This window comes from Pseudomonadota bacterium (assembly GCA_027624955.1).
Lineage (GTDB): Bacteria > Pseudomonadota > Alphaproteobacteria > UBA828 > UBA828 > PTKB01.
Genome location: JAQBTG010000002.1, coordinates 1 through 15,753 on the forward strand (window position 1 = coordinate 1; position 15,753 = coordinate 15,753).

A 15,753-nucleotide genomic window follows, 5' to 3' on the forward strand; every position below is an offset into this window, starting at 1 on the left:
AACCATCGCCATCAACGGTTCGGCCAAAGATCAAGCGATAGAACTCATTCAGTATTAGGGAGAGCGACCATGGCGTCTGATTCGAGGCACGACATTCTGTTCGAGCCGGTGACGATCGGCCCCAAGACGGCGCCAAACCGCTTTTTTCAGGTTCCCCATTGTAATGGTGCGGGCTCAATTCGTCCCGGCGCGCAGGCCGCGTTCCGCGCCACCAAAGCCGAAGGCGGCTGGGGCACCGTGTGTGTGGAATATTGCTCGATCAGTCCGGAAAGTGACGACACCCCGCACATCAGCGTGCGCATGTGGGATGAGGGTGACGTGATTAATCTGCGCCACACCACAGACAGCGTGCACAAGCACGGCGCCTTGGCCGGCATTCAGCTGTGGTATGGCGGCGGGCACGCGCCGGTGCGCGAGAGCTTGGCGATTTCGCGCGGACCGAGCCAGATGCCGTCGGAGACCGCCTATCAGAATTATTGCCATGAGTGCGATGAGGACGATATCCGCGAATTGATCGAGATGTATGTCACCGCCGCCAAGATGTCCGAGCAGGCAGGCTTCGACTATGTCGAGATCATCGGCTCGGATTCATCTTTGCCGACGCAGTTTCTTCAGCCGATGTACAACAAGCGGACGGACCGCTGGGGCGGCTCGTTCGAAAATCGCTCACGCTTTTGGTTGGAGACCATGCGCGCGGTCAAGCGTGCGGTGGGTGACCGGGTTGCGGTCGGCACGCGCATCGCCGTCGATAATCTGCTTGGGCCCTCCGGGCTCGAGCTTGAAGAGGGGCTGCGCTTTGTCGAGATGATGAGCGGCGAAGGCGTGGTCGATCTGTGGAACATCAAAATCTCGTATTTTATGGAGTGGGGCAACGATGCCGGGCCGTCGCGCTTCTTCAAGCCGGGATATCAGACCTGGGCGACCAAGGCGGTCAAAGCGGTAACCAACGTGCCGGTGGTTGGCGTCAATCGGGTAACCAGCCCCGACGACATGGCGCAGATTATCCGCGCCGGCGAGGCCGACTTTATCGGCGCGGCGCGGCCCTCCATCGCCGATCCGTTCCTGCCCAATAAAATTAGAGAAGGCCGGACCGACGACATCCGCGAATGCATCGGCTGCAACATTTGCGTCGCGCAGTTCAATATGGAGGCGCCGCTGATTTGCACCCAGAACGCCACCGCGATGGAAGAATACCGCCGTGGCTGGCACCCGGAGAAATTCGACCCGGCGCCGGAGCCGTGTTCGGTTCTGGTGGTCGGCGCTGGCCCGGCCGGGCTCGAATGCGCGCGCGTGCTGGGCGAGCGCGGCTATGACGTGCATCTGCGCGAAGCTGACGATGAGATCGGCGGCCATCTGCGCGACGTCATGCGCTATCCGGGCCTGGCAGAATGGGGCCGGGTGATCAGCTACCGCGCCGGGCAGATCGGCAAACTCAAAACGGTCGAGCTTCATACCGGAATCGGCAAAATGAGCGCCGATGATATTCTGACTTACGGCGCCGATAAGATTGTCGTTGCCATCGGCGCCCAATGGGCGACAGACGGTCTGAACGCGGTCAATTTCGGCACCATCGAAGGCGCCGACGCGGCGACGCCGCAATTCTGCACGCCGGAACAGGTCATGGCGGGCAAAGAGGTCGGTGACCGCGTCTTGGTAATCGACAGCGACGGCTATTTCACCGGCGTTGCCATGGCGGAGATGATGGCCGATCAGGGCAAGCAGGTTTCGATCGTCACGCAATTTGGCGAAGTGGCACCGTTTTGCGAGAACACCCTGGAAGCGCCCAATCTGCAACGCATGCTGCACGAAAAGAATATCGCCCGCCATACGCTGCATTGGATCGACAGCATGACGGTCGATAATTCAATCAAGGTTTCGCTCGCCTACGCCTATCGCGACGGTTACGAGATCGAAATGCCGCCAAAGACCGGCCAGTTGCCGCGCCGCGCCGGCACCGAGGTCACGAAATTGGAATGCGATAGTGTGATCCTGTGCACCGCGCGGAAATCAAATACCGCGCTCTTTAGCGAGCTAAAAAGCAGAAAGACCGAATGGGCGGCACATGAGATTGACGCGGTTTTCCATGTCGGCGATTGCCACACGCCGCGCTTTATTCAGCTCTCCGTTTTCGAAGGCCACCGCATGGCGCGCGAGTTCGAATCCAAGAACCCGCAGCAGGCGCTGCCGTTCATCCGCGAGCAACATATCTGGGGCGGCGAGACCTACCCGAAGCTGTGATCGGGCGGCTAGGCGCTTAGCCCTTCGCCCGTTCACCGGTTGGGTCGAAAAAGGCGCGTAAGGACGCGTCCGCCGGATGGCGTTCACCGGCGATTTCGATTTCCCAATCGCCGCTTGCGATCAGCTCCTTTGTGATGCCTTCGGGATGGCGGACATATCCCATGCCGACCGAAGCGCCGAGGGTAAAGCCGTATGCGCCGGAGGAGATATAGCCGACAATCTCTCCGTCGCGGCGGATCAGTTCTTCGTGAAACAGCACCGGCTGTGGATCGCGTAATTTGAACATGACGAGACGCTTGGTTAAGGGGCCGGCCGCTTTTTGCCGCAGCAGCGCATCGCGCCCGATGAAGCCGCCCGGCTTGTCGAGTTTGACGGTGAAACCGAGCCCGGCTTCGAGGGGGGTATCCTCCGGCGTCAGGTCAAGCTCATATTCGCGGTAGGCGCGCTCCGAGCGGAGATGTTCGAGCGCGTGATAACCGGCTGGCTGCAAGTCAAAACCGGCGCCCGCCGCCATCACCACATCGAACACGCCTTGCGCGAATTCGGTCGGGATATGGAGTTCCCAGCCGAGTTCGCCGACATAGGTCAGGCGGTTGGCGATGATCCGGGCAAAGCCGACATCGATCTCTTGCGAGGTGGCGAAGGGAAACGCGTCATTACCGAGATCGGCATCGCTCACTTGGCTGAGGATATCGCGCGCGCGCGGGCCTTGCAGCGAGAGAACGGCATAGCCCGAGGTCACGTCCGTCAGGGTCACGTTATCGTCGCTGGTAATCTGGCGCTCGATCCACGCCTTGTCGCGCGGATGGACGGTGGCCGATGAAATAATCAGATAGCGATTCTCGGCCAGGCGGTTGACGGTGATATCGGTTTCAATGCCGCCGCGATTGTTGAGCATATGGGTGTAGACCAGCTTGCCGAGCGCCACATCGATATTGCCGGCGCAGAGGCGTTGCAGAAACGGCGTGGCATCCTGGCCCTGAATCAGATGTTTGCCGAACGAGCTTTGGTCGAGCAGGATCGCCGTCTCGCGCGCCGCCTGACATTCCCGCGCCGTATGTTCAAACCAGTTGGGGCGGGTGTGGGAATAGATATTCTCGGTCGAGCCGCCATCGGCGGCGAACCACATCGGGCGCTCCCATCCCATGCCCTCGCCGAAGCTGGCACCGAGCGCCGCCCAGCGGTCGTGCAGCGCGCTGTGGCGCACATTGCGTGCGGATTCAGGCTGATAATGCGGCCAGCCGGGTTTGTAATGCAGGCCGAGAATTTCCGCGGTGCGCTGGTGCAGGTAGCTGCGATTGACCTGGAACGGGTGGTAGCGCGCGACATCGACATGGCTCAAATCCATGGTTGGCTCGCCTTCGACAATCCATTCGGCGAGCGCCCGCCCGGCACCCGGGCCAAACTCAATGCCTTCTGAATTATAGCCGGCCGAGATGAAGCAGTTGGGCAGGCCGGGCGCTTCGCCGAGCGCGAACAAGAGGTCCGGCGTGAAGCTCTCTGGCCCGTTCATAAATGTCGCGATCCCGGCATTCTCTAAATCCGGCAGAATCTCCATGGCCTTGCGGTAGGGCAATTCGAAATGGTCCCAATCTTCGGGCAGCTGGATGAAGGCGCTATCGCCCGGCAATTGATCCATGCGGATCGGCTTGCCGGTCGGCTCGAACGCGCCGACCAGCCATTTGCCGGCGTCCTCTTTGACGTAGCAATGGCCGTCGGTATCGCGCAGCACCGGCAGGTTGGGCGTGACGGCAGCCAGGGCCTCGGTCACCACATAGAAATGTTCAGCGGCGTAAAGCGGCACGCGCACGCCGAGCTGCGCCGCGAGATCGCGGGTCCACAGGCCGCAGGCCAGGACCAAGGTCTCGCATTGAATGACGCCTTGGCTGGATTCAACGCGGTATTCGCCTGAGGCCAGGCGCTCCAACTTGGTGACCGGGCAGTTTTCAACAATCTTCACACCGCGTTGGCGCGCCCCGGCGATCAGCGACATGGTGCTGTCGACCGGATTGGTCTGGCCGTCTTTCGGAATATAGATGGCGCCTTCGATAATGCTTTCGTCGATTGCCGGATAAAGCGCTTTCGCTTCCGCCGGGCTGATCATATGGGCTTCGATATCGAAGCTCTTGGCGATTGAGGCGGTGCGCCGGGTTTCGAACAGGCGGTCCTTGGTGCGGCAGACGCCGAGCGTGCCGTTTTGTTTGAAGCCGGTGGCCTGACCGGTCTCGGCTTCCAGATTGGCGTAGAGTTCGACATTGTAACGCGCCAATTCGGTCAGCGCGTGGGTTGAGCGCAGCTGCATGATGAGGCCCGCCGCGTGCCATGTGGTGCCGGATGTCAGCTGGTTACGCTCAAGCAAAACGACATCCGTTCGCCCGAGCTTGGCGAGATGATAGGCCGCGCTGGCGCCGGCAATCCCGCCGCCGACGATCAGTGTTTGAACATGAGAAGGCAGATGCATCTTGCTGGCGGCTCTCGTGTTGGCGGTGCGCAAGAGTTTACGCGCCTTGCGCCGGTTTTGTGGGCTGATTCGGTAGGCCAACAACAGCTTGAACGGCCGAGCTGTGTCAATGCCGTGATGGGGCAGAAACATTCTTGCCCGGTTCGGTTCCGTCGGCCTAGGCTACGCGCCAGACGCCCAAAACGAGCTAATAATCAGAGGAGACTATATCTCATGCTTAAGGAATTTCGTGATTTCGCCATGCGCGGCAACGTCATCGACATGGCGGTCGGCATTATCATCGGCGCTGCGTTCGGCACCATCATCAAATCCTTGGTGTCGGATGTGATCATGCCGCCGATCGGCGTCGCTTTGGGCGATGTGGATTTCACCAACCTGTTTATTACCCTCTCCGGCGAATCGCACGCCACGCTGGCGGCGGCTAGGGAAGCCGGGGCCGCGACGCTTAATTACGGCGCGTTCATCAACACCGTCATCAGCTTTGTCATTGTCGCCTTCTGCGTGTTCATCTTGATCAAGCAAATGAACAAGATGAAGAAAAAGGAAGAGGAAGCGCCGGCAGCACCGGCAGAGCCTTCGCGCCAGGAGTTGTTGCTGGAAGAGATTCGCGATCTCCTAAAAAAATAGCGGCGCGCGCCGCCGGGAGCAGGCGGGCAAGGTCGGTTTAGCCAAAGACCGGAATGGCTCTCGGAACCCGGGAGAACAGCGCCCGTGGTCGGCGCGCCGTGTCCGGCTTGATTGTGGATGAACTGATGATGCGGAATGCCGTCCAGGCAATATTTTAGGCCCGGATCGCCGCCGTAAATCCACGCCTATGGGCCTAAACGCGGCCAGATGGGGCCCCATTCGGTGACCGCGCCGGACACTTCCGTATCGTCCGTCAAGTCTTGGCCCCTTCAAAAAACCACAGCCCCTTCAAATTCACGGTTGCTAGTTAATAACGCGAATGATAATCATTCGCATATTGGATCAAGGCTAATTGCTTGTGTCCTGTCGAGTGTCGTGGACGTCACGGGTGTCCCCGATGCTACGGGTATTCCTGACGTCAGTGGTGTGGCGTTGAGGATGTAACGGAACTGAAAGACCACGTGGCGCAGACCGACCGCACAGCGCAAACGGAGCAATAGCGTAAGGGGAGCACATGAGATGCGGCAGGCATTTGACGAAATCAGGCTGAAACAAAGCCAGAAACAAAAAATGACTCTTTCCTCTCACCGATCAACTGCGTGGCCGACCATGGCGGCGCTCAGTTTTTCGGAAGCGGCGCTCATCCGGGCGGCGCGGCGCTTGTCAGCGATCCATACCGAAACGGCTTTGGTGGTGCCGGATTTAGAGCGGCTCAAGGAGGAGATTATCGAATCTGTCGGGTCCGGATTTGGCGTATATCTTGGCCCACAACCCGGCATGGCCGCCGCCGCCGAGATCGACCAAATATTATGTATTTTTTGCTGTGCCGGATACCGTCCGCTGCGAATTGGCGCTATATGCGAGCCGCACTTGTCGGTGGACGAGCGGTTCCTGCTGTCCTTCGTGGCCGCTTGCCAAGCCGATGACGCCGGCCATGTCGGGGATTTGTTGTCGTGGTTGCTGCCGCCGGCCGGCGTGAGAATCATTGTGACAAACGGCCACATCCTCGCCCGCCTCTTGCAACAAGGCGGGCTGATGCTTCCGCAGCGCTTGCGGCTTGCTGGTTGCTCGGGCCATTCGGAAATCGCGCTTTGCCCCGACGATTATGTGTCTCCGGCGCATTGAGCGCTCTGGTGTGAGGGCCATACCAGCCCTGGCGTGAAGGCGCGATATCAGATTTCTCGGGCGATCACGGACGCGCTCGGTGTAGTATCCCGCCAACCACAATCGAGAGGAATACATCATGGAACGGCTCGGCATCTGTTTTTCCGGCGGCGCCAACGCCAGTGAGATCGTTGAATGCGTCAAACTCGCTGAATCCTTGGGCTATGAATCGGCCTGGGTGGCGGAAGGCCATGGCGGTGATCAGTTCGCGATTCTCGCCGCCTGCGCCACCGCGACTTCGCGCATCCTCCTCGGCACCGCGATCACCAGCGTGTTCGTGCGCACCGCGCCGACCATCGCCATGGCGGCGGCAACGGTTGATCAGCTCTCCGGCGGGCGCTTTATTCTCGGCCTCGGCTCAAGCCATAGAGTGCAGGTCGAGCCTGAGCATGGCCAGGTTTACACAAAACCACTGACCCGCGTGCGCGAAACGGCGGAGCTGGTACGTGAGTTGTTGGCGGAAGGAAACGCGCATTATCACGGCCAGACCGTCAAGTGCGAGAATTTTGAACTGTGGTTCACGCCGCACCGCAAGCGCTTGCCGATCTTCTTCTCCGCCGTCTTTCCCAAGATGACCGAGCTTACCGGCGAGCTCGCCGACGGCATTATTTTAACACGCAGCACTTTGGAGAGCGGCGCCACCGTGCGCGCTCAACTCATCACCGGCGCCGCGCGCTCGGGCAAAGACGGCGCCACCATGCCGATCGTCTCCCTGCTGCCAACCGCAATTGGCGCCACAAAGACGGAAGCCTGCGACAAGATGCGCCCCGGCTTCGCCGCCTATACCGGGTATTTCCCGCGCTACAACCGTATGACAGCCGATCAGGGCTTCGGCGACGAAGCCACCATCATCGCTGAAGCCTGGGCGCGCGGTGACCGCGAAGGCGCGGCGGCAGCGGTCAGTGACGCGCTGATCGACGCCTCAGGCATCGCCGGCACGCCGGAACAATGCCGCGCCAAAATCCAAGAAGTCCGTGCCTCCGGCATCGACGTCCCGCTCATCGCCCCCTTCGCCTCTGGCCCGGGAGCGCAGGCGGAAATGGAGGCGGTGATTAAGGCGTGCGCGCCGGCGGGGTAGGGGGGGGGATGCTAGCGCCTCAATACTCCGCGTAAATCTCCACAACATTATCCTCCGGGTCGCGGAAGAATATTGTGCGGTGGCGCCATTCTGGGATGTCGGTGGGCGCGCGGAGGATGGCGACTCCATGTTCCACCAGTTCGGCGTGGCAGGTGTCGATGGCGGACAGGGGGACGCGGAAGGCAAGTTGGACTGATGCTGTGCCCGGCGCTGAGGGGCCGTCGTCCCAGGTCATGAAGGGGCCGCGCGGGCGGAGGGTCAGCAAGGTGGCGCCGACTTGGAAGCTTACCCAATCTTCTGAATCATGGGCGAGGGGGAAGCCCATGACGTCTTCGTAGAAGCGGCGGGTTTCCTTCATGTTGTCGCAGAGCAATACGGCGTAATCGAAATTGCGGATTTCTTTGAGGCTCATGGTGGGCTCCTCTCGGATGGGGGCGTTACTCGCAGGCGGTTGTCCCGCCGCACACCTTGTTCTTGGCCATCTCGCCGAGATAAACCAGGACCGCGTCTAACTCCGCCTCGCTGAGGGTGCCTTTAAAGCCCGGCATTTTGCTGCGGGCGCGGTAGGCGGCGGGGTTGGTGATGAAGGCGCGGAGATGGTCGGGGGCCCAATATTCGGTGATATTGCGCGGGACGTTGAGTTCCGGTGCCAATTCGCCGCCGACCAAATTTACCGAGTGACAGCGCAGGCAGTAGGTGCGGAACAGGTCGAAGCCCTTGCGGGTCGCGGTCGCGACGTTGGCGGGCGGGGCGGCGGCGCCGAAGGCGGAGGTGAAAGGCTCGACGGTGATGCGGATCAGTTGGTAGGGCCAGACGAAGGTCCAGTCGTCATGCGATTGGTTGGGCCAGACCAGGTAATAGGGGGCGGGGGTGATGGTTTCCTTGCCCTGCTCGAATGTATGCCAGCTGCTGTCGGCTGGGGCGTCGCGGTCGCGGGAGGCGATGACGCCGCCGGGGGTGAGGGCTTTGTCGAGGCTCATCACGGCTTTGTAGCCATCGGCTGCTTCGAAGATGGCGACCGCGCCCTCGGCGCGCAGTTTCTCTAGATTGGGGATTTGCGCCAGCACTGCGGACAGCGGATAGCCGCTATAGGATTTCTCGGCGTGGTAGACCGGGTCGTCGACCGTCACGTCGATTGGCTCGGGCAGGTTTCCGGCGGCTTCGAGCGCCGGCAGGTCCAGGCTCGGCCATTCCGCTGCGGTCACGGCGGCAGGGAGCACCAAGGCAAACGCCAACAGCGCGCCAGCAAAAATATTCGTCATTATTGGGACTCCCTTCACGGCGCAGTTGCTTTCGCCTGACGCGACCGCGTCATAACGTGGCTGCGTCACTAAGTGACTGCGTCATTTTTCTTTGCGGCCGCGCCACATTTCCATGGCGAAGCGGGCGTGGACGCCGAGGTCGAGGAAAGGGCGGGGCGGCAGGCGTTGCGGCTCGCCCTGGCTTTCCATGTCGGCGATGAGGGGGTTGTCCTCGCCGCACGCCATGTCGGCGGCCAGCACGCCGCCGATGGTGCCTTTGGTGATGCCGACGGCATTTTGACACACCGCGCCGAGGACATTGGGGCCGAGGCGGCCAAAGCCCGGCGCGTGGTTGCGCGAGAGGCAGACGAAGCCGCGCCAATTGTGCTCCATATACACGTCCGGCAGCATCGGGAAGCGCTTGTGGAAGAGCTTCTCGTGATCGGCGCGCGACTGAGTCGCCTCGGCGGCGGGGCGGCGGAAGCTTGGGGCGTAGCGGAAGCGCTGGCGCATCAGGATGCGGTGGTCTTGGGTGAGGCGCATGGTGACGCCCGAGATGGCGTTGACCGGGGTCAGGCCCCAATCATCAACGCCGCCGAGCGCCGTACGTTCGGCAGTGGTGAGCTGGCGGGTGAGGCTGGCGTGCGAGACGAAGCTCATGATCGCGCGTTGGTAAAAGCCGAATTGGGTGGCGAAGCCGTTGACCGCGAGGATCGCGGTCGGCGCGGAGACGCTGCCGCCCGGCGTGGTCAGGCGCACGCCGTTGGAGAATTCGGCCTCGGTGACCGGGGTGTGTTCGTGCAGGCTGACATTCCCCGGCAGGGTGTCGGCAAGGCCGCGGGTGAGCGCCGCCGGGTTCACCAGATAGCCGCCCTTGGTGTAGAGCGCCGAGTGGTGATAATCGCTGCCGATTTCTTTTTTTAACTGGGCGCGGTCGAGCCAACGATATTCCTCACCCAGGCCATCAAGCTCCTTGGCATAGGGGACGAGGGTGTTCTCGCGCCCGCTTTCATGAACGGCGGCGTGGTATTTGCCGCGCTCGGCCCAATTGCACTGGATGTTGCCGGCCGCCACCGCGTCTTCGTGATATTTGATCGCGGCGCGGCTGAGGCGGATGAAACGGTGCGAGCCCTCAAGCTCTTGCAGCGACGAGCCGACATTATGCGGTAGATCGATGGCGAAGCCGGAATTGCGGCCAGATGCACCTTCGCCGACCTCATGCGCTTCAATCAGGATGATTTTATCGTTGGGGCGGTTCTGCCCGAGGCGACGGGCGGCGGCGAGGCCGGCGAAGCCAGCTCCGATGACGACCCAATCGGCATGCTGCGCGCCTTTCAGCGCCGGCGTGATCGGGCGCTTGGGCAGGATGGCGCTCCAGCCGTTGGTGCGGTCGTCCTTGGGCAGAATGGAAATTTTTGCCATGGTCTCTTCCGGTCGGGTCAAATTCACTAAGCGACCCATCTTACAAAGTGGCGGGCGCGAGTGCTACGCTCAGGCCAACGCAATCGTGACAATGGGGGAATGAGACATGAACAAGGGTCTGGGCAACAAGCACACCATTCATAACGAGCATTTGCATCTAAGCTGGGACAATGCGACGCCGCCGGCGATCACGGTGGCGCCGGGCGATGTGGTCGTATTCGACGAAATCGACGCGTTGATGGGTCAAATTACGCCGCAATCCGGCGTCGACGATGTTATCAACATGGATTTCGCGCGCGTCAATCCGGTGGCTGGGCCGGTCTATGTCGACGGCGCCGAGCCGGGAGATGCGCTTAAGGTCACGCTGTTGGACTTCGCGCCCTCCGGCTGGGCTTGGACGGCGATCGTGCCTGGCTTTGGCCTCCTCGCCGATGATTTTCCCGAGGCAGCGCTACATGTCTGGAACGTCGACAAGGCATTCAACGAGCCTGCGGCGTTCGGCGATTTCGCCCGCATTCCGCTGAAGCCGTTCTGCGGCACCACGGGTGTGGCGCGGGCTGAGCCCGGCGGGCACAGCACCATTCCGCCCTACAATACCGGCGGCAATATGGATATTCGCGATCTGACGCTGGGCGTTGATCTTTATCTGCCGGTGGAGGTGCCAGGGGCGTTGTTTTCGATCGGCGATCCGCATTGCGCACAAGGTGACGGCGAAGTGTGCGGCACGGCGATTGAATCGCCGATGGGGGTGACGGCGCGGCTAGATCTGGTGAAGGGCGAGAATTTGAAATTTCCGCGCTTCGAAACGTCGGGGCCGGTATCCCGGCATCTCGACGGCGCGGGCTATGAGGTCACGACCGGGATCGGCCCGGACCTGATGGAGGCGAGCCAGAACGCGGTGCGCGGCATGATCGAACGGCTGGCCAAAACCAAGGGGCTGAACGCCGATCAGGCTTATATGCTGTGCAGTGTCTGTGCCGATTTGCGGATCAGCGAGATCGTCGATCAGCCGAACTGGGTGGTGTCCTGCTATATGCCCAACATCGTGTTCAACTAGTCGCGGCGGCGGATGTCCCGCCGGACGCCGCCGGGATAAAACGACCGCCGGTTTTCTATTTAATGCCGCGCATTTGATCGATCAGGTTGGGTAGGAACAGCGAGAGCTGCGGCACATAGGTGACGATCACCAGGAACACCAGCAGGATGGCGAGCCATGGCAGCGCCGCCTGCGTTGCCCAGCCGAGACTGCGCCCGGTGACGCCGGCGGTGACGAACAAATTGAGGCCGACCGGCGGGGTGATCATGCCGATTTCCATATTCACCACCATGATGATGCCCAAGTGAATGGGATCGACGCCGAGTTGCATCGCGATGGGAAAGAGAATTGGTGCCATGATCAGGAGGATCGCCGAGGGCTCCATGAAATTGCCGGCGATCAGCAGCAGAATATTGACGGCGATGAGGAATTGCCAGGGCGAGAGGCCCCACCCGGTGATCACCTCGGCAAGCTCATGCGGGATGCGCTCGGTGGTCAGCACATGGGCGAACAGCATTGCGTTGGCGATGACGAACAGCAGCATGATGCTGGTCTTGGCGCCGGCGAGCACGGTCTTGCGCACGTCCGCATCAAGCGCCGATTGGCCGAGCGCCAACACCATCAGGGCGATATTGCGCAGCGCCATGGTGGCGAGCGGCTCGCCTGAGCGGCGCCACGGCACTTTCTTGAGCGGACCCATATCGCGGTAAAACAGGACCGCGACGAGAAAGGCGTAAAGCGCCGAGACGGCGGCGGCTTCGGTCGGGCTGGCGACGCCGCCATAGATCGCGCCCATGACGATGACGATCAGCATCAGGCCGCCGATGGCACGGAGACCCGAATCCGCCAGCTCGCGGAAGCCGGCCCAGGGCTGGCGCGGAAAGCCTTTGATGCGCGCCGCGATATAGATGGCGATCATCAGCATCAGGCCCATCACCACACCGGGAACCAGCCCAGCAGCGAACATGCGCGCCGCCGATACCTCGGTCGCGGCGGAATAGACCAGCATGACGATGGACGGCGGGATCAGGATGCCGAGGGTGCCGGCATTGGCGATAACGCCGGCGGCGAAGCGCTCGGAATACCCCGCGCGCACCATGCCGACGATGACGATTGAGCCGATCGCTGCGACGGTGGCGGGCGACGAGCCGGAGACCGCGGCGAACAGCATGCAGGCCAGCACCGAGGCCATGGCGAGGCCGCCGCGCACATGGCCGACAACGGCGTTGGCGAAGCGGATGATGCGAAGCGCGATGCCGCCGGTGGACAGAAACGCCGAGGACAGAATGAAAAACGGAATCGCCAGCAAGGTGTAATGCTCGCTCAACCCCTCGAACAGTTTCAGCGCCATCGAAGCCAGCGAGTCATTGGAGAAAAAGAAGATCGTCGTGATTGCCGAGAGCCCGAGGGCAACGGCGACCGGCAGGCCGAGAATAAGAAAGGCGAACAGCATGGCGAACAGGGCCAGGGTGGTCATCGGCTTGCGTCCTGGCCAGAATCCTCGCCGTGTTCTCTGCCCGTATCTCTGTAAGAGTCCCCGCCATTATCGCCTGAACCGGTGCCACTCTCGGTTAGAATGTCGCGGGCTTCGTCAGCGACGAGAAGGCCGTCGGCGCGTTTGTTCAGGATATTCCACAGCAGTTCGGCAAAGCGGAACGCCAGCAGCAGAAAGCCCGGTATCAGGATGCCGTGCGCCAGCCATTGCGGCAGCGGCAAATCCTCAAGCGCGATGCCGAAGCGTTTGATCTTGGAGAGATATTCCCACGAGCCGGCGAGAAAAAGCGCGCAATAGGCGAGGCAGAGCAGCGCCGCCAATACTCCGGCGCGCCGTCGCCAAGCGAGCGGCAGGCGGCGCACCGCCAGGTCCATGCCGATATGGGCGCCCTTCTTGACGCCGTATGCGGCGCCGACCAGCACCAGCCAGGCGGAAAGCAAGAGCGTAAGTTCCTGTATCCACAACAGGCCGGTCGAAAAGCCGTATCTGAGGATAACCTCGACGATCACCAGCAGCGTCATAATGCTGATGATGAGGGCAATGACGCTCTCTTCGACTCCCGCCAGGATGCGCGCAATGAGCGGACGAGGCCGGATGCGGTTAGGTGTCACCACCGCTGGGGGGCTCCGGGGTTATTGGTTGGCGGCCATGGCGGCGGCGATTGCCTCGGCGCCGATATCATCCTCAAATTCCGCCCATACCGGCTTCATCGCATCGACCCAGCGCTGGCGTTCGGTGGGGCTGAGAATCAGGATTTCGCTCCGCCCGGAATCGCCAATCTTGGCGCGGTCGGAGATGGCGAGTTCCAACGCCACCTGATTGGTGAAAGTCGTCGCCTCGGCGATGCATTGCTCGAGGACGGTGCGCACATCATCCGGCAGGCTTTCCCAGAATTCGACGCTGGTCACCACCATATAATCGACCACGCCATGGTCGGTCTCGGTGATGTAGTCCTGCACTTCGAAGAATTTTTTCGAGTAGATGTTCGACCAGGTGTTCTCCTGGCCGTCGATGCCTTTGGTTTGCAGGAGGATGAACACTTCCGAAAACGGCTTCTTTAACGGCGTCGCGTCGAGCGCTTGGAATTGCGCCGCGATAACGTCTGACGCCTGGATGCGGAATTTCAACCCGGCGGCGTCTTCGGGGCGTTTAAGCGCCGTGTTGGCTGAAAGCTGCTTCATGCCGTTATGCCAATAGCCGAGGCCCAACAGGCCGCGCGCGGTTGTGGCGCTCAGCAATTCGCGCCCGGCGGGGCTGTTTTGAAAGCGGTCAACGGCAGCGATATCGGCGAACAGGAACGGCAGATCAAAGAGCTGAAGCCTGTCGGTATAGCGGCTGAATTTGGAAACCGACGGCGCCGCCAATTGCACATCGCCGAGCAACAACGCCTCGAGCACTTTGTCGTCGCCGTAAAGCTGGGCGTTGGGGAATATTTGCACTTCAACGCGCCCGGCGAGGCGTGATTCGGCGAGTTCCTTAAACTTCAGCGCGCCCTGGCCCTTGGGCGTGTTCTCGGTGACGACATGCGAGAATTTAATGATGATCGGATCATCGGCGGCATGGGAATCAGACATGCCGAACGCGCCGAGTACGGCGAACGAGGCCCATGCCAGAGCGGTGATGAGATAACGCATATCCTAATTCCTCTGTCCCCTGCCTTGGCTGGTATCCGTGGCCGCCAAGCATGAAAATTTCCAACACCGGGCCATAGGGGGAGTGATAACATGATCGCATCCCGATTCCCCGAAATTTAAGGGCGTCTGGGATCGCCCGACCCGGGCACGCTGCCCTTTCAGGCATCATAGCCAGCGAGTGGCGGGAGTCGCTTGGCAATCTCGATACAAACAAGGAGAACTAAAAATGGCGGATAAGGGTAAGAAAGATAAAGGCAAGAAAGAAACTCAGAAAACGGCCAAGCTCAACCCGAAGGAAAAACGCAAACTGAAAAAAGAGAAAAAGAAATAATGGCGCCGTAGCCGCGCCGGCCCGCTCTTTTTAACCACCTATCGGCGGGCAGCGACGGTCGCGAAAGTATGATGTTTATGGCGTTTGGTCTTTGGGTTCCAGCCGGAGGAAGTTCAATCGAGGAGTCTAAGCGGGCCAGTAGCGCGGGGGCGCTCTTTTTATCCGGTAGGAAATCGGACTGAATGCAGCAAAGACCCTTTCGATTGCAGCATGCAATCGGCCTATTTATCGGCCTTGTGTTCGCTCTTTTTCCCATATTTTGGATGGTTTCAACCTCATTCAAGCCGACGCATGAATGGGCTGCGGCGCCGCCAGTGTGGATCACCGACCAACCGACCTGGGCGAACTATGCGCCGTTGATCGCTGTTGATTTCAATACCGGTTGGGTCGATGGCAATGGCGCGTCGTGGCGCGCGCTGATGCATTCTTTCATTGTGTCGAGCGTCGCCACTTTTGTTTCGCTATTCATCGGCTTGTTGGCAGCCATCGGATTTTCGCGCTACCGCGCTGGTGGCCATACGTTGGCGCTCGCCATTCTCACGGTGCGCGGGATACCAACGGTAATTGTCGCCATCCCCCTGCTGATCATGTTCGGCTGGTTTGGCCTGCGCGATACCCATATCGGGCTTATTCTCGCCTATGCCGCGTTCACGGTGCCGTTCGCCTTTTGGATGCTGAAGAGCTTCATTGACGATGTGCCGCATGAGATCGAAGAAGCCGCAATGATGGACGGCATGTCACGCTCGCAGGCGCATTTCCGTGTGACCCTGCCCCTAATTAAGGGCGGTGTGGTCGCCACGGCGCTGTTTATCTTCATCCTCAATTGGAGCGAATTCCTGCTCGCCATCGTGCTGACCGAAAAGACGGTCGTGACCATGCCGGTCAATATGTTCTTGTACTCCGGCGTGTTTGGAATCCAAGCGGCGCTGGCAACCGTCGCGGCCCTGCCGATTGTCGTGGTCGGCTTGTTGATCCACAAACATCTGGCGCGCGGATTTACGCTTGGCGCGGTCAAGCGCTGAGCGC

The 15,753-nt window shown here is 60.9% G+C and carries 13 protein-coding genes; 6 read left to right on the top strand and 7 right to left on the bottom strand.

Annotated features, from left to right (window positions below; translation table 11 throughout):
- Positions 1-69: 69 nt before the first annotated feature.
- Positions 70-2,238, top strand: coding sequence for an FAD-dependent oxidoreductase (locus O3A94_00870; protein ID MDA1354801.1), 2,169 nt, complete (start codon positions 70-72; stop codon positions 2,236-2,238).
- Between the two features lie 16 nt (positions 2,239-2,254).
- Here O3A94_00870 and O3A94_00875 read toward each other — a convergent pair whose 3' ends face one another.
- On the bottom strand, positions 2,255-4,699 hold the full coding sequence (locus tag O3A94_00875) for an FAD-dependent oxidoreductase (protein MDA1354802.1): 2,445 nt from the start codon (positions 4,697-4,699) through the stop codon (positions 2,255-2,257).
- A gap of 213 nt (positions 4,700-4,912) precedes the next feature.
- On the opposite strand from O3A94_00875, the gene mscL reads away from it, so the two are divergent.
- From mscL to O3A94_00890, 3 genes are all read left to right on the top strand, one after another.
- Complete coding sequence (gene mscL / locus O3A94_00880; protein ID MDA1354803.1) at positions 4,913-5,326, top strand: large conductance mechanosensitive channel protein MscL; 414 nt, start codon at positions 4,913-4,915, stop codon at positions 5,324-5,326.
- 519 nt (positions 5,327-5,845) lie between these two features.
- Positions 5,846-6,451 (top strand): hypothetical protein, encoded by a 606-nt coding sequence (locus O3A94_00885; protein ID MDA1354804.1) that lies wholly within the window; start codon positions 5,846-5,848, stop codon positions 6,449-6,451.
- Between the two features lie 118 nt (positions 6,452-6,569).
- Positions 6,570-7,568 (top strand): LLM class flavin-dependent oxidoreductase, encoded by a 999-nt coding sequence (locus tag O3A94_00890; GenBank protein ID MDA1354805.1) that lies wholly within the window; start codon positions 6,570-6,572, stop codon positions 7,566-7,568.
- 19 nt (positions 7,569-7,587) lie between these two features.
- Here O3A94_00890 and O3A94_00895 read toward each other — a convergent pair whose 3' ends face one another.
- The 3 genes from O3A94_00895 to O3A94_00905 all read right to left on the bottom strand — a co-directional run bounded on the left by O3A94_00895 (position 7,588) and on the right by O3A94_00905 (position 10,231).
- Positions 7,588-7,980 (bottom strand): VOC family protein, encoded by a 393-nt coding sequence (locus tag O3A94_00895; protein ID MDA1354806.1) that lies wholly within the window; start codon positions 7,978-7,980, stop codon positions 7,588-7,590.
- Between the two features lie 25 nt (positions 7,981-8,005).
- A complete protein-coding gene (locus tag O3A94_00900) occupies positions 8,006-8,830 on the bottom strand; it encodes a cytochrome c (GenBank protein MDA1354807.1) in 825 nt (274 codons plus the stop codon).
- An 81-nt stretch (positions 8,831-8,911) separates the two neighbouring features.
- Positions 8,912-10,231: an FAD-binding oxidoreductase gene (locus O3A94_00905; protein ID MDA1354808.1), complete on the bottom strand. Its 1,320-nt coding sequence runs from the start codon at positions 10,229-10,231 to the stop codon at positions 8,912-8,914.
- 106 nt (positions 10,232-10,337) lie between these two features.
- Between O3A94_00905 and O3A94_00910 the strand changes: the two genes are divergently transcribed.
- Positions 10,338-11,288, top strand: coding sequence for an acetamidase/formamidase family protein (locus O3A94_00910; protein MDA1354809.1), 951 nt, complete (start codon positions 10,338-10,340; stop codon positions 11,286-11,288).
- A 55-nt stretch (positions 11,289-11,343) separates the two neighbouring features.
- Here O3A94_00910 and O3A94_00915 read toward each other — a convergent pair whose 3' ends face one another.
- Genes O3A94_00915 through O3A94_00925 form a run of 3 tightly spaced genes read right to left on the bottom strand, consistent with a single transcriptional unit; the run spans position 11,344 to position 14,396 of the window.
- Positions 11,344-12,744 (bottom strand): TRAP transporter large permease subunit, encoded by a 1,401-nt coding sequence (locus O3A94_00915; protein MDA1354810.1) that lies wholly within the window; start codon positions 12,742-12,744, stop codon positions 11,344-11,346.
- Positions 12,741-13,376, bottom strand: a complete 636-nt coding sequence (locus O3A94_00920) for a TRAP transporter small permease (GenBank protein MDA1354811.1) — start codon at positions 13,374-13,376, stop codon at positions 12,741-12,743. Before O3A94_00920 ends, O3A94_00915 begins: the two co-directional genes overlap by 4 nt.
- A gap of 18 nt (positions 13,377-13,394) precedes the next feature.
- Positions 13,395-14,396 carry a TRAP transporter substrate-binding protein gene (locus O3A94_00925; GenBank protein ID MDA1354812.1) on the bottom strand — a complete coding sequence of 334 codons (1,002 nt, stop codon included), beginning with the start codon at positions 14,394-14,396 and terminating at the stop codon, positions 13,395-13,397.
- Positions 14,397-14,909: 513 nt separating this feature from the next.
- Here O3A94_00925 and O3A94_00930 point away from each other — a divergent pair.
- Entirely contained in the window at positions 14,910-15,749 is an 840-nt protein-coding gene (locus O3A94_00930; protein ID MDA1354813.1) for a carbohydrate ABC transporter permease, read from the top strand.
- Positions 15,750-15,753: the final 4 nt, after the last annotated feature.

Bases quoted from the DNA above. Each gene is read 5' to 3' on its own strand.
- O3A94_00905 (MDA1354808.1), bottom strand. From the start codon at position 10,231: ATGGCAAAAATTTCCATTCTGCCCAAGGACGACCGCACCAACGGCTGG.
- mscL (MDA1354803.1), top strand. From the start codon at position 4,913: ATGCTTAAGGAATTTCGTGATTTCGCCATGCGCGGCAACGTCATCGAC.
- O3A94_00885 (MDA1354804.1), top strand. From the start codon at position 5,846: ATGCGGCAGGCATTTGACGAAATCAGGCTGAAACAAAGCCAGAAACAA.
- O3A94_00930 (MDA1354813.1), top strand. From the start codon at position 14,910: ATGCAGCAAAGACCCTTTCGATTGCAGCATGCAATCGGCCTATTTATC.
- O3A94_00875 (MDA1354802.1), bottom strand. From the start codon at position 4,699: ATGCATCTGCCTTCTCATGTTCAAACACTGATCGTCGGCGGCGGGATT.
- O3A94_00910 (MDA1354809.1), top strand. From the start codon at position 10,338: ATGAACAAGGGTCTGGGCAACAAGCACACCATTCATAACGAGCATTTG.
- O3A94_00870 (MDA1354801.1), top strand. From the start codon at position 70: ATGGCGTCTGATTCGAGGCACGACATTCTGTTCGAGCCGGTGACGATC.
- O3A94_00925 (MDA1354812.1), bottom strand. From the start codon at position 14,396: ATGCGTTATCTCATCACCGCTCTGGCATGGGCCTCGTTCGCCGTACTC.
- O3A94_00900 (MDA1354807.1), bottom strand. From the start codon at position 8,830: ATGACGAATATTTTTGCTGGCGCGCTGTTGGCGTTTGCCTTGGTGCTC.
- O3A94_00890 (MDA1354805.1), top strand. From the start codon at position 6,570: ATGGAACGGCTCGGCATCTGTTTTTCCGGCGGCGCCAACGCCAGTGAG.
- O3A94_00895 (MDA1354806.1), bottom strand. From the start codon at position 7,980: ATGAGCCTCAAAGAAATCCGCAATTTCGATTACGCCGTATTGCTCTGC.
- O3A94_00915 (MDA1354810.1), bottom strand. From the start codon at position 12,744: ATGACCACCCTGGCCCTGTTCGCCATGCTGTTCGCCTTTCTTATTCTC.